This is a genomic window from Chitinophaga ginsengisoli (assembly GCF_003014595.1).
In the GTDB taxonomy this organism is placed as follows: Bacteria; Bacteroidota; Bacteroidia; order Chitinophagales; family Chitinophagaceae; genus Chitinophaga; species Chitinophaga ginsengisoli.
The window spans coordinates 103,773-118,716 of record NZ_PYGK01000014.1 but is presented as its reverse complement, the minus strand read 5'-3'; the positions used below and the strand labels follow the sequence as shown (position 1 = coordinate 118,716).

The window sequence follows — 14,944 nt, the reverse complement described above, 5'->3', positions numbered from 1 at the left end:
TCCTGACAAACCATGAAACGTTATATAAATCTGTTCATTATCACATTGCTGGGTGCTGGTCTGCTGGCTGCCTGCAACAAACAACTGGAAGAGTACAATCCTTCCGGGCTTACCGTCGACCAGGTGTTCAGTACACCTGATGGCTTCGAAACACTGGTAAATGCTGCTTATTCCTATAACCGCTGGTGGTACGGAAAAGAAGAGGGCTATAGCATTTCTGAAATGGGCACAGACTTATGGACCAGTGGTACCGGCGACAAATACCCTGATCTCACACAATACATCAACCTCCAGGCAAGCAATAGCGTGATGGGCGGATTGTGGAGACAGCTGTATTCAGCCATTAACCTCTGTAATACCGGAATAGCCAGGGTCGACAAGGCTGGATTGACAGCAGATAGGAAAGTGATCCGTGAGGCGGAACTGCGTTTCCTGCGCGCCTTCTATTACTGGCATATTGTGGAAACATGGGGCGGCGTTCACTATACGCTGACGGAAACAAACGGAGTGCAGACAACCGCCAACCGTACCCCTGTAGATACTTTTTACGCGCAGATCTTCCGCGACCTGGAAATGGCAGCTGCTAATCTGCCGCGCACTACCGCCGACTATGGCCGTGCTACCAAACCAGTAGCCATGGCGTTCCTCGCACGGATGTACCTCACCCGTGGTCAGAATGATAAAGCTGCGGCGCTGGCAGACTCCGTGATCAATAACTTCGGATTTGCACTGCAGACCAAATACGCTGACCTCTGGCGGATGGACAATCTGCAAAACAAAGAGATCGTATGGGCCGTTAATTATATGAAGAACCTGGTGTTTAACGACAGGCTGGACGCTACTTTATATCCTAACGGGCATTCCCGTGGCGCTAACAATGGCCACCTGATGTTTACGATGAAATATGATGACCTGCCTGGTATGCAGCGTGATATTGCGAATGGTCGTCCGTTCAACAGGTATATGCCTACATTGTACCTGTTGCAACTCTTTAATGAAAAGGCCGATGCACGGTTTGATGCTACCTTCAAAACTGTATGGTTCTGTAATAATCCGGCCACAGGACGCAGAGGTATGAAACTGGGAGATACTGCGGTAGTATGCACTAAGTACATTGTTTCTCCTGCGGACACTGCCGGTAAACCATATCGTGTGTATGACAGGAATACTTCTTATCTTTCTGGTGAAGGAGGCTCTGACCGTACCCATTATATCTCCCTGAAGAAGTTTGATGATCCGACCCGTGGCAGCAAGGATGAAGAACAGAGCGCCCGTGATGCCTATATCATCCGTCTGGGTGAGATGTACCTGATCGCAGCCGAAGCCCAGATCAACCTTGGTAATAAAGGTAAAGCGGCAGAATACATTACGACCCTACGCAAACGTTCTATTATCCCCGGTCACGAAGCAGAAATGCAGGTAACTGATGCAGATATGAGCATTGATTTCATCCTGGCAGAAAGGGCCCGCGAACTGGCAGGCGAACAGCTGCGCTGGTTTGATCTGAAACGTACCGGTAAAATGGGCGCCCAGATCTCCGCACACAATCCGGACGCGGCCAAGAATTTTCAGTCATACCATATTGTTCGTCCTATCCCGCAGGACCAGATCGATGCGGTGACGAACAAGAGTGAGTTCACTCAGAACCCGAACTATCAGTAATACTATAAACCGAAAGCTCATGAAGTTGTATCTATTGGCGCTGCTTTTTCCGTTGGTCAGTTGGATAGCGACAGACGATCCGCCGCGCGTGTTTATGATCGGAGATTCTACCATGGCCAACAAACCATTGGAAGATAATCCCGAAAGAGGATGGGGACAGCTGTTCCCGCTCTTTTTGCAGAAGGGTGTGACCGTAAAGAATTATGCCGTGAACGGGCGCAGTACCAAAAGCTTCATTAATGAGCATCGCTGGGATAGTGTTTTAGCGCAATTAAAACCCGGAGACTGGCTTATTATCCAGTTTGGACATAATGACGCCAAAAAGGATGATCCGAACCGTTATGCGGCTCCTGATGGCGAATACAAGGATAACCTGCTCCGCTTTGTAAAAGAAGCCCGTGAGAAAGGGGCAAATCCTATCCTCCTCACCCCGGTACAACGCCGGAAGTTTGATGATAAAGGCGCTTTTGTGGACCAGCATGGGGAGTATCCCCGTGTGGTAAGGGAAGTGGCCGCCAGCCAGAAGGTGCCGCTGGTCGACCTGCACAAGAGCAGTGAAGCCCTGCTCTTACAGCATGGCGTACAGGGTTCCGAGAAGCTGTTTAAGACTACACCAGCAGGACATTATACCACATTGCCCAACGGCGTGACCGACAATACACATTTCAATACCTACGGCGCCACCCTGGTAGCAGGGCTCGTAGCCCGGGAGATCCGGGATAAACACATCGGACTGGAAAAATACCTGGCACAGACGGAGTTTGAAGGGAAGTACCGTTTTGACCTGCCGGAGATCTATGAACCGCATTTCAGAAGGGATACCTTCAATATCACTGCTTTCGGCGCAAAGGCAGATGGCATTTCATTGAACAGTAAAAGCATCAACGAGGCGATCACTGCCTGTAACAGTAAAGGCGGCGGTGTGGTGATGGTACCTTCCGGACTGTGGCTGACAGGGCCGATTGTGCTGAAGAGTAATGTGAACCTGTACCTGGCGCCTAATGCCATTTTACAGTTCACCACAGACTTTGACCAGTATCCTTTGGTTGAAACCACCTATGAAGGTTTAAAGGCCATCCGCTGCCAGGCGCCGGTATCTGCTGTAAATGCGGAGAATATTGCCATCACCGGCAATGGTATCCTGGACGGCGGTGGAGATGCCTGGCGTATTGTGAAGAAGGATAAGCTGACGGAGTCACAGTGGACAAAACTACTGGCTTCCGGTGGTATAGAAGGAGAAGATAAAAAGACCTGGTACCCCTCTGCAAAATCATTGAAAGGTTCTCATACCAAACTGGCTGGTGTAATAGAGCCGGGCAAGACTGCCGCTGACTATGATGACATCAAGGATTTCCTTCGTCCCAATATGATCAGTATCACCTTCTGTAAATATGTGCTGCTGGAAGGCGTGACTTTCCAGAACTCACCCGCCTGGTGTATTCATCCGTTGCTGACGGAGCATATCACTTTGCGTAACGTATATGCGAAGAATCCCTGGTATGCACAGAATGGCGACGGACTGGATCTTGAGTCCTGCCGTTATTCCCGCATAGAAGGTTGCACTTTTGATGTAGGCGATGATGGTATCTGTATCAAATCCGGCAGAGATGAACAGGGCCGTAAGAGAGGTGTGGCTACAGAAGACGCGATCGTGAGTAACTGTACCGTATATCATGCACATGGTGGTTTTGTGATAGGCAGTGAAATGTCGGGCGGTGCACGCAACCTGTATGTATCCAATTGCTCTTTCCTGGGCACAGATATCGGGCTGCGTTTTAAAACTACCCGTGGCCGTGGTGGTATAGTAGAGAAGATCTACGTGAATAATATCAGCATGAAAGATATTCCTGCAGAGGCTATCCTGTTCGATATGTACTACATGGCGAAAGACCCTGTGCCGCTATCCGGCGAAAAGCGTGAAGCACCTAAGGTGCAGCTGTTCCCGGTAACAGAAGCGACTCCACAGTTCAGGGATTTTCATATCAGCAATGTGGTGTGTCATGGCGCGGAGAAAGCGATCTTTATCCGCGGACTACCGGAGATGCCGATCACCGACATCCATCTGAAGGATATCACGATTAAGGCGAAGACTGCGGGCGACTGTATTGCGGGCAGTAATATCAGTCTGACCAATGTTACCCTTGTTACCAAAGATGATGGCAAGTTGAATGTGCAGGACAGCAAACAGGTGAAACTTGATATTACAAAACGATAAACTGCTCAGACACCAAAGCACCAGGAATAAATGTGAAAGCCGCATTTATCTCCTGGTGCTTAATGTCTGATCTAAGAAAACGCACACGGTATGAAAAAACTATTGAACATCCTTTTCCTCCTGCTGCCTGCATTCGGGTTTGCGCAATCTGCAAAGATGGCCGAAACGATGATCCGGATATGGGGAGATTCGTTACAACTTGCAGGAAGGCCCGCACACTGGACATATGACCAGGGTGTGGTATTGGAAGGCTTTACAGGATTATGGAAGAATACAGGAGACGGAAAATACTTCCGTTTCATACAGACCGGCATTGACCATTATCTCGAAAAGGATGGTACTATCCATACTTATAAGGCTGAAGATTACAACATCGACAATATCAAAAATGGCCGTTCTTTATTGTTACTATACAAAGTAACCAATGATGAAAAATATAAACTGGCGGCCGACAAACTGAAAGCCCAGCTGGATAAACATCCGCGTACAAATGAAGGTGGCTTCTGGCACAAGAAACGTTATCCCTACCAGATGTGGCTGGATGGCTTATACATGGGAGAACCTTTCTATGCAGAGTATGCAGCGCTCTTTCATGATGAAGCAGCTTTCAAAGATATTACACGTCAGTTTGTGCTGATGGAAGAGCATTCCCGCGATACCAAAACTGGATTGCTGTATCATGGGTATGATGAATCGCGTGAACAAAAATGGGCTGATAAGACTACCGGTCGTTCCCCGAATTTCTGGGGCCGTGCCATGGGTTGGTATGGAATGGCATTGGTAGATGTACTGGAGTATTTTCCGCAGGCACATCCCGGCAGGGACAGCCTGATACAGATCCTGAACAGACTGGCCGTTGCCATTAAGAAATACCAGGACCCTGCCAGCGGATGCTGGTGGCAGGTGCTGGATAAAGGAAAGGAAAAGGGCAATTACCTGGAAGCCTCTGGTTCCTGCATGTTTGTATATACATTGGCCAAAGGCGTACGCCTGGGATATCTTCCCGCCAGCTATAGCGCTGTAGCCGATAAAGGGTATAAAGGGCTGACAAAACAGTTTGTAAGACCTGCTCCTGAAGGTGGTGTGAACCTGGAAGGTACGGTGAGTGTAGCCGGACTGGGTGGTGATCCTTATCGTGATGGCAGCTATGCTTATTATCTCAGTGAGAAGGTAGTGGTGAATGATCCCAAAGGAGTAGGGGCGTATATGCTGGCCTCAAATGAAATGGAGCAGGCTGCTATTCCCAAAACAGGGAAGGGGATGACAGTGACTATCGACAATTACTTCAACAATGAATTCAGAAAGGGGGCCGCGGGACAGCCCGAGTCCTGGCATTACATATGGAATGAAATGGATAACGGAGGGTATTCGCTCTGGGGCCATATTTTCCGTAACAGAGGAGCTACATTACAGACATTGTCTGCCGCACCTACGGCTGCCAGCCTTGCGAAGACAAATATCTTCCTCATCGTTGATCCGGATACAGAAAAAGAAACTGCGCAGCCGAATTATATGACGGATGCCCATGCCGCAGAGATCTACAACTGGGTAAAGAAAGGTGGTGTATTGGTTGTACTGCAGAATGACGCTGGTAATTCTGAGATAAAAACATTCAATAAACTGACCAGCCGTTTCGGTATCACGTTCAAAGAAGACAGCCGTAATCATGTGGAGGGCAAACAGTTTGAACAGGGAGCTTTGTTGCTGCCGGCAGGCAATGAAGTATTCCCGCATATCAAAAAAGTCTATATCAAGGAGATCTCTACTATTACTACCGCGCAACCTGCAAGAGCGGTGTATACCGATAAGGGGGATGTTGTAATGGCCGTATCTAAAGTGGGTAAAGGAACGGTATTCGCTGTAGGTGATCCATGGTTCTATAACGAATATCTTGACGGACGCCGCTTACCGGCATCTTTTGAAAACTACCAGGCAGCTGTTGATCTAACTGAATGGCTGTTCAGACAGGTAGCGCATAAATAATGTAAACGAGGCATATGCAATTGAACAAACAGTTATTGAGCGACGAAGAACGTCGGGGGGTGCCCGAAAAGGTGCTGCAATTCGGTACCGGGGTACTGTTACGGGGCCTGCCGGATTATTTCATTGATAAGGCTAATAAAGCAGGCATTTTTAATGGCCGTATTGTGATGATCAAGTCGACCGACAAAGGTAATACGGATGCTTACCAGCAACAGAACAACCTGTACACACATTGCATACAGGGTATCATGCAGGGTAGGAGGGTAGAGGAATATATTGTTAATGCTGCTATCGGCAGGGTATTATCTGCCGCTGCGGAATGGGAAGAGATACTGACCTGCGCTACTTCTCCCGACATGGAAATAGTGATTTCCAATACCACGGAAGTAGGTATTACTTTATCGGATGATAATGTACATGCGGCTCCGCCTGCCTCTTTCCCGGGTAAACTGCTGGCATTCCTCCTGCGCCGTTATCAGCATTTCAAAGGAGATCCGGATAAAGGGATGGTGATCATCCCTACGGAGCTGATTCCTGATAATGGCACCAAACTAAAAAATATACTACTGGAACTGGCGAAGCGTAATCAGCTGGATGAGCCCTTCATTCAATGGTTAACCACCGCCAATCATATCTGTAATTCCCTGGTAGACCGTATCGTACCAGGTGCTTTGCCGCAGGCAGCGCATACTGCAGTTGAGGAGCAACTGGGCTATGAAGATAAACTGATGATCATGTCTGAGCCTTATGCATTATGGGCGATAGAGACAGACAATGAAACAGTCAAAAAGAAACTGTCTTTCTATCAGACAGACAACGGTGTTGTGTTAGCGGCAGATATCAATGTGTTCCGTGAACTGAAGTTACGGTTGCTGAATGGAACACATACGCTAACTTGCGGACTGGCAGCTTTGGCTGGCTTTGAGACAGTGAAAGATGCGATGGAAGATCCGGCCATGGAAAGCTGTATATCCGCGCTGATGAAACATGAAATAGTGCCGGCTATTACCGATATGACGATTCGTGAAGACGCTGCATTGCGCTTCGCCGGAAGTGTACTGGACCGATTCAGGAATCCTTACATAGAACACCGCTGGTTAAGCATCACCATGCAATATACATCCAAGATGAAGATGCGGGTGATACCAGTATTACAACACCATTACCAGCGCTTTGAAGAAGTACCTGCACTGATGGCGCTTGGCTTTGCCGCTTACCTGCTGTTCATGCGGGATGGCAATGTAACAGACGATCATGCAGCTTATTTCAAAGAGAAATGGCAAAGGCTGGAGCCGGTAGTGCTCGTACAAACAGTATTGAAGGACACCTGGCTATGGGGAACCGACCTCACAGCATTTACAGGTTTTGCACATGCCGTAACAGTGATGTTAGGTGCATTGCTGACGGAGGGCGCTATTTCATTGATCAGGAGAGTATCCGAAGAAACAACCATTGCTTAAAATAAAAACAGATATGACGGCGGGGACAAAACGGAAAGTGCTAAAAGTGCATCCGCACGATAATGTGGTAGTAGCGCTTACAGACCTTAAAAAAGGAGAAAGTGTGCAGGAAAATGGCCAGGTATATACAGTGGTGGAAGACATACCGGCAAAGCACAAATTCACAGAAACAGCGCTCAATACTGGAGATGCAATAACGATGTATGGCGTGCTGGTAGGCCGCGCAAAAGAGGCGTTGCCAGCCGGTGCTAAAATATCGGTAGGCAATGTAAAACATGCTGCCAGCGACTTTCAGCTGGCGCCGGCAAGAAGAACTTCCTGGCATATACCTGATATCTCCAAATGGCAGCAACGCACATTTATGGGATACCACCGGGCCGATGGCAGTGTAGGTACAGGCAACTACTGGCTGGTGATCCCAATGGTGTTCTGTGAGAACAGGAATGTGGAAGTATTGAGGGAAACACTGGTAGAAGAACTGGGTTATGGCCGTCCGAAGAAATATGCAGCCTTTGCCCGTAAACTGGCGGAACAATACAGACAGGGCGCAGATGCTAATGGTATACTGGAAACAGTGTATACAGAAGATGATGGTGCTGCACAGCAACCCCGCCTGTTTGAGAACGTAGACGGTATCAAATTCCTGACACATGAAGGTGGTTGTGGTGGTATCCGGCAGGATGCACAAACGCTTTGTGGTTTGCTGGCCGGATATATCACTCATGCAAATGTAGCTGGTGCCACTGTATTAAGCCTGGGATGTCAGAATGCACAGATCTCTATGTTGGAAGACGAGATCAGAAAGCGATCGCCTCAGTTCAGCAAACCTTTATACATACTGGATCAGCAACAGACAGGTACCAAACAGGCTTTGATCACTGCGGCTGTAAAACAGACCATGGCAGGATTGATTGAGGCGAATAAGATCACCCGTCAGCCGGCGCCACTGTCCAAACTTTGCATAGGACTGGAATGTGGCGGTTCGGATGGTTTCTCCGGTATCTCCGCCAATCCGGCTATAGGCTATACTTCTGATTTGCTGGTAGCATTAGGTGGTTCAGTCATATTATCTGAATTCCCTGAACTGTGCGGCGTAGAACAGGAACTGAGCGACCGTTGCACAGATGAAAAAGATGCCTTACGTTTTATAGACCTGATGCGTACTTACCAGCGCCGGGCGGAGGAAGCCGGTTCTGGTTTTGATATGAACCCATCACCTGGTAATATCAAAGATGGTCTGATCACAGATGCTATTAAGTCGGCCGGAGCAGCCAAGAAAGGCGGTACTTCTCCTGTGGCGGCCGTACTGGATTATCCGGAGAAGGTGAGTAAACCGGGGCTCAATCTGCTTTGTACACCCGGCAACGATGTGGAATCGACAACAGCAGAAGTAGGATCAGGGGCTACTATTGTACTATTCACCACCGGTCTGGGCACACCTACCGGCAATCCCGTGACACCCGTTATAAAGCTGTCCAGCAATACCAAGCTCTATGAGCGCATGCCCGATATAATCGATATTAATACAGGCACTATCATCGATGGAGAAGAGTCTATTCCTGAAGCTGGTGAACGCATTCTTAACTATGTGATCGATGTGGCCAGCGGAACTACCAAAGCCAGGTCCGTTATCAACGGACAGGATGATTTCATTCCCTGGAAAAGAGGTGTGTCACTCTAATCTTACTAACTATTAATTGATGTCAACAATGAAGAAGTTCCTGGATGAACACTTCCTTCTGAATAATAATACTGCGAAACGTTTGTACCATGACTATGCAAAAGAGATGCCTGTGATCGATTATCACTGTCACCTGCCTCCCGCGCAGATAGCAGCAGATACTAAGTTTGGCAATCTTACGCAGGCATGGCTGTACGGCGATCACTATAAGTGGAGAGCGATGCGTACCAATGGGGTGCCTGAAAGTTATTGTACCGGCAACAGGTCAGACTGGGAGAAGTTTGAGAAATGGGCGGAGACAGTACCTTATACCCTGCGTAATCCTTTGTATCATTGGACACACCTGGAGTTGCAGCGTTACTTCGATATTCACGATGTACTGAATGCTGCTTCAGCAGCTGATATATATAAAAATGCCAGTGCACAGCTGGGAACCAGCGCTTACAGCACCCGCAACCTGTTACGCAAGATGAATGTGGCACTGGTGTGTACAACAGATGATCCGGCAGATACGCTGGAATATCATCAGCAATTAAAACAGGATGGTTTTGAAATACCTATCCTGCCTGCTTTCCGGCCCGATCAATCCATGAATGTCGATGACCCTGAAAAATATAATCAATACCTGCAACGCCTGGAAGAAGCTTCCGGTATTATCATCGCTACTTATAACGATCTGCTGGATGCATTAAAGAACAGGCACGATTTCTTTGCATCACAGGGCTGCTCAGTTTCTGACCATGGTATTGAAGAGATCTATGCGGAAGATTTCCAGGAGAAGGATATTCACGCTATTTTCCTAAAAGTAAGAGGTGGTAAAATACCCAGTCTCCAGGAAGCAAGACAGATCAAGTCTGCATTGCTGTTACAGCTGGCGGAATGGGACTGGGAGAAAGGTTGGGTACAGCAATATCATCTGGGTGCATTACGTAACAATAACTCCCGCATGATGCGCTTGTTAGGACCTGATACCGGTTGGGACTCTATTGGTGATTTCTCACAGGCAAGAGCCCTGGCGAAGTTCCTCGATCGTCTGGACAGCCAGGATAAACTCGCACGGACTATCCTTTACAATCTCAATCCTGCCGACAATGAACTGCTGGCTACCATGATCGGTAATTTCAACGATGGCTCTATTGCAGGTAAAGTGCAGTTTGGGTCTGCATGGTGGTTCCTGGATCAGAAGGATGGTATGATCAGGCAGTTGAATGCTTTATCTAATATGGGATTGCTGAGCCGATTTGTAGGTATGTTGACAGATTCCCGCAGCTTCTTATCTTACCCGCGGCATGAATATTTCCGAAGGATTGTCTGTGAATTATTGGGGCAGGAAGTGGAGAATGGTGAGTTACCAAATGATATTGAATGGATTGGTAAAGTCGTTAAAGATATTTGCTATTACAACGCACAACAATATTTTAACTGGAAGGAGCTCGGCGTTGAAACTGGTGTCACCCGGTAAAGCTATAGAAATCCGGGCAGTATAAAATGGGCCTGATCTGCTGTATTGTAATTATGGCTAAGCTGTTTTTTTTGAAATCCAATCTGTTTACGTCTGATATTATGCTAAGAAACAGATCCAGCCCATTTTATACTGCCGGCACTATTAGAGAATTGCTCTTCCCAGCCTAAGTTCTATTTACCCATTTAACGTTCTTCAGGTGATTGATTAAAGCTAACCGTATTTATTTCCTACACTAAAGTATCCTGATTTCTTACCTGAAGAACCACTTCCGCAACAGCTCTTCCGTTACGGAAGTGTAAACAACTAAACAACTCTCAGATTTATGATCAACAATTCGCGCAAGCGTAATTGGGTTTTTTAAGTGGCTCACTGGAAGTTATTTCAAACTTACCGGAGAGGGGAGAAGAGACACATGGATTTTCGAAAGCAATGAGATCTGCCAATCCATTCTGCACTGTCTGTTCTGCACGTATCGCATCGTAGTCGCCATTCAGGATGAGCGTACCATTGAACCTTGAGCGTATACCTGCTATCAGTGTAGCCGGCGTCGAAGCCTCTGTCAGCAAGTGGATGTAAGACAAACCATAGGTGTCCAGCGCATCTACCAGGTATCCATAAGTAGCATCGATCTCATTATGATGCTGCAGGTCGTTTACCTGGCTGTAAGGCGACAGGCGGATGCCTGTGCGGTGTTTACCGATGGCGTGACTCACAGCAGCTACTGTTTCCAGTATAAAGCGGACCCTGTTAAGGATGCTGCCACCATATTTATCTGTACGCTGATTGGTGTCAGGATGCAGGAACTGGTCCATCAGGTAGCCGTGTGCAGCATGCAGTTCTACGCCGTCAAATCCCGCTGCAATAGCCTGGGTAGCTGCCTTCACGTATTGCTGCACCATCTTCTGCACTTCGGTAGTGGTCATGGCCCTTGGAGTGGCATATGGTTGCCATCCGTGCTGCTCTGTCCATATCTCTCCTTTAGCGGCAACCGCTGAAGGAGCTATTACTTCTGCCTTTGAGGGCATATTTGCCGGGTGCGATATGCGCCCTGTATGCATGATCTGCAGGAAGATCCGGCCTCCGTTCTCATGAACTGCCTTCGTAACTTTTTTCCATCCCGCTATCTGGTCCTTGCTGTAAATGCCGGGCATGTGTGCTTTGCCCATACCGTTTTCCGCAGGACCGGTCCCCTCTGCTATGATCAGGCCTGCTTTGGCCCGCTGGCTATAGTAGTTCACCATCACGTCGTTCGGAATGCCCGCAGGGACGTGCGTCTTGCCCAAGGTAGACGCCATAACTACCTTGTTGGATATGGCGTAATTGCCTATTGTTGTAGATGATAATAATGTTGGATACATAGCCTGTCGTCTCGTTTATAATTCCAGAATGATTGTTCCAAAAAAGGGTAAAAAAATATTAATGCCTGATGCTATCCAATATATGGTCTGCCATACGTTCCAACATCTCCTTATCACCAAAAAGAACGTCCATCATCCAGAGGGAGCTGAAGCTGGCGTAAAGGAACTGTGCTAATGTAGCAGGGTCTTTCTCTGCCGGTATCTCATTCATCTGTTTTGCTTTCTCCAGTAGTTCCTGTAAAACGCTGATGCTTGCTTTGGCCTGTTCGCGGACGATCATTTTGATACCATCATCCATAGAAGCGAGTTCAAAGGATGTTTTGACCATCAGACAGGTCTTGCCCTCTTTTTTGTTTGTTACGGCTCTTCGTACGATACTTTCCACCGCTGTCATAGGAGAGACCTTATCACAGCATTGTTTATAGTCAAATAGCTTCTCTTTCGCGTAGTTCTGCAGACACTGCTGGAAGAGGGCGTATTTATCGCCGTAAGTATCATATATACTGGCCCGGTTCAATTGCATTTCGTCTACGAGGTCCTGCATAGACGTAGCATTGTATCCCTTCTCCCAGAAGAGATCCCTTGCTTTTGCCAGCCTTTCCTCAGGATCGAATGCTTTGTTACGTGCCATGACACAAAATTATAATTTCAGAATGAATGTTCCAAATTATTTTAGAACGAATGTTCTGGAATTCTATTTTCGGGAAGGACAGGACGGGGAGATTGATCTACAAATTTCTTATATAAGTGCTGATAATCATTATGGTACAGGTCGCATTTGCCAAAATCAAAAGGGGTAACGGCTTGCAAGGATTGGTCTGCTACCGGCCCTACCCGGAACGGGTCATGGTACTCTTTTTGCAAAACAACATACGTAAACTGTATGACACGTTATTACTGATTACATCTAAAATTGTTAAACCAAAAAGGGTACAAATGAAAAAGCTCACTTTTTTTGCCACTACTTTGCTGGCCGCCTGGATGTTACAGGCTTGTAATGGAGGAAATAATCATGCGAAACATGAAGATGCTGTGGATAGTGCACAGGCGGTAAATAAAGAAACCGCTCCTGTTGACAAGGAATCATCAGACTTTGCAGTGGAAGCTGCAAATGGAGGCATGATGGAAGTGGAAGCTGGTAAAATGGCCCAGGAAAGAGCCGTGAGCCAGCGGGTAAAAGATTTTGCCGCAATGATGGTACGCGACCACTCAAAGGCAAATGATGAATTGAAAGCATTAGCACAGAGTAAGAATATTACCCTGCCGGATAGTGTAAGCGGAGACGCGAAAGACCACATTGATAAAATGGCTAAGATGTCCGGAAGAGACTTTGACAAACACTATATGGATATGATGGTAGACGATCATGATAAAGACGTGGATAAATTTGATAAGGCAGCCGGTAAACTGTCCGATCCTGATCTGAAAACATGGGCATCCAATACATTGCCAACGCTGAGAGTCCACCAGGACTCCGCCAAGGCTATCAAGGACGCGCTTAAAAAATAAACGCTACGGCATTAAGTAAACTAAGTAGTTGTTAGTCCCCGGGAACTTGTTGCAGATTGTTGGGTTTGGGAATGTCGCTTCTGGTGGCTAACAACTCTTTGTATAAAAGATATAATTCTCTACGTACAAACTTGTATTTATATTTGTTTGCTGAGTGGAGAGTTATGTACGCAATAGTTGATATAGAAACAACAGGAGGCCATGCCAGTGCCAATGGTATCACTGAAATAGCCATTTTTATTTATGACGGCCAGGAGGTAGTGCAGCAGTATGAAACGCTGATAAATCCCGGTGTGCCCATCCCAAGATATATTCAATCCCTGACAGGTATTACTGATGACATGGTAGCCAGCGCCCCTTCCTTTGAAGAGGTGGCGGCTGACATATACACACTTGTTCACGATAAGATCTTTGTGGCCCACAATGTCAATTTTGATTATTCCTTTTTACAATACCATCTGGCGAAAGCCGGTTACCAGCTGCGGAGTAAAAAGCTCTGCACCGTAAGACTGGGACGTAAGATCGTTCCGGGCCTTCCATCATACAGCCTGGGTAATCTCTGTAAATCATTACAAATAAAAGTAACACAGCGCCACCGGGCCTCCGGCGATGCTGCTGCTACTGTACAGCTTTTCGGCCTGCTACTGCGACAGGATACCAACAATGCGATCGCTCACGCGTTAAGCGTGCTTTCCAAAGAGCAGTTCCTGCCGCCTAACCTGCCACCGGAACAGGTGACCGCCCTGCCACGCAATCCGGGTGTTTATTATTTCCATGATCAGAAGGGGAAAGTCGTATATGTGGGTAAGGCCAAAAACATCCGGAAAAGGGTAAACAGCCATTTCACCGGCAACAGTGCCAGTCGTAAGCGCCAGGAGTTCCTCCGCAACATTTACAGTATTTCCCATGAGGTGACCGGTACGGAACTGATGGCCAATATACTGGAAAGCGTAGAGATCAAACGGCTGTGGCCTGTATACAATTACTCCCAGAAACATATAGAATTCAAATATGGCTTCTACTGTTTCGAAGACCAGCAGGGTTATCTCCGGCTGGCGATAGAGAAACGCAGAAAGTATACCATGCCGCTACATGCATTTCCGCTGCTCGTACATGGGCACCAGATGCTGCGGGGCCTGATCAGGGAGTTTGATCTTTGTCCGCGCCTGTGTTTCCTCCAGAAAGGAAACGGCGCCTGTTCTCCGATCCCCGATCATACCTGCCGGGGCGCCTGCGAGAAGAAAGAGGGGCCGGAAACATATAACCTGCGGGTGAAAGCCGCCATCAATCATATGCAGCAGCAACAGCCCTCCTTTGTGATCATGGGCAATGGCCGCGATGCACAGGAGCAAAGCTGCATTTTGATGGAGAAAGGCCGCTTCTACGGAATGGGCTATATTCCCCGGGACAGGGCCATTACGGAAGAAGACGGTGTGAAGGAATGGTTGACACAGTATCCTGAAAATGAATATATTCTGAACCTCATACACGCACATGCGGGCAACAATCATCAGGAGCTTGTAAAGTTTTCTTAAAGATTGTCTGTAATAATTCCCTCAACCTAAAGTATTTTTGCGAACCTGAATGCATAACCGCTTGTTGATTTCCTTG

General features: G+C 47.4%; 10 protein-coding genes. 8 read left to right on the top strand and 2 right to left on the bottom strand.

Going from position 1 to position 14,944, the window contains the following annotated elements:
- Positions 1–12: 12 nt before the first annotated feature.
- From CLV42_RS26145 to uxaC, 6 genes are all read left to right on the top strand, one after another.
- Positions 13–1,662, top strand: a complete 1,650-nt coding sequence (locus CLV42_RS26145; RefSeq protein ID WP_106604887.1) for a RagB/SusD family nutrient uptake outer membrane protein — start codon at positions 13–15, stop codon at positions 1,660–1,662.
- A gap of 19 nt (positions 1,663–1,681) precedes the next feature.
- Positions 1,682–3,877, top strand: a complete 2,196-nt coding sequence (locus CLV42_RS26140; RefSeq protein ID WP_106604886.1) for a glycosyl hydrolase family 28 protein — start codon at positions 1,682–1,684, stop codon at positions 3,875–3,877.
- 90 nt (positions 3,878–3,967) lie between these two features.
- Positions 3,968–5,860: a DUF4350 domain-containing protein gene (locus tag CLV42_RS26135; RefSeq protein ID WP_106604885.1), complete on the top strand. Its 1,893-nt coding sequence runs from the start codon at positions 3,968–3,970 to the stop codon at positions 5,858–5,860.
- A 14-nt stretch (positions 5,861–5,874) separates the two neighbouring features.
- The gene (locus CLV42_RS26130) at positions 5,875–7,320 is read left to right on the top strand and encodes a tagaturonate reductase (protein ID WP_106604884.1); all 1,446 of its coding nucleotides are present in this window, start codon (positions 5,875–5,877) and stop codon (positions 7,318–7,320) included.
- Between the two features lie 13 nt (positions 7,321–7,333).
- Positions 7,334–9,001, top strand: coding sequence for a UxaA family hydrolase (locus tag CLV42_RS26125; protein ID WP_106604883.1), 1,668 nt, complete (start codon positions 7,334–7,336; stop codon positions 8,999–9,001).
- Positions 9,002–9,029: 28 nt separating this feature from the next.
- A complete protein-coding gene (uxaC, locus tag CLV42_RS26120) occupies positions 9,030–10,463 on the top strand; it encodes a glucuronate isomerase (protein WP_106604882.1) in 1,434 nt (477 codons plus the stop codon).
- A 329-nt stretch (positions 10,464–10,792) separates the two neighbouring features.
- Here uxaC and CLV42_RS26115 read toward each other — a convergent pair whose 3' ends face one another.
- Both CLV42_RS26115 and CLV42_RS26110 read right to left on the bottom strand, forming a co-directional pair.
- The gene (locus tag CLV42_RS26115; protein WP_106604881.1) at positions 10,793–11,824 is read right to left on the bottom strand and encodes an alkene reductase; all 1,032 of its coding nucleotides are present in this window, start codon (positions 11,822–11,824) and stop codon (positions 10,793–10,795) included.
- 58 nt (positions 11,825–11,882) lie between these two features.
- Positions 11,883–12,455 carry a TetR/AcrR family transcriptional regulator gene (locus tag CLV42_RS26110; protein ID WP_106604880.1) on the bottom strand — a complete coding sequence of 191 codons (573 nt, stop codon included), beginning with the start codon at positions 12,453–12,455 and terminating at the stop codon, positions 11,883–11,885.
- Positions 12,456–12,760: 305 nt separating this feature from the next.
- Here CLV42_RS26110 and CLV42_RS26105 point away from each other — a divergent pair, with 305 nt between their 5' ends.
- The gene (locus tag CLV42_RS26105; RefSeq protein ID WP_170117652.1) at positions 12,761–13,333 is read left to right on the top strand and encodes a DUF4142 domain-containing protein; all 573 of its coding nucleotides are present in this window, start codon (positions 12,761–12,763) and stop codon (positions 13,331–13,333) included.
- 164 nt (positions 13,334–13,497) lie between these two features.
- The gene (locus CLV42_RS26100; protein WP_106604878.1) at positions 13,498–14,868 is read left to right on the top strand and encodes an exonuclease domain-containing protein; all 1,371 of its coding nucleotides are present in this window, start codon (positions 13,498–13,500) and stop codon (positions 14,866–14,868) included.
- Positions 14,869–14,944 lie beyond the last annotated feature (76 nt).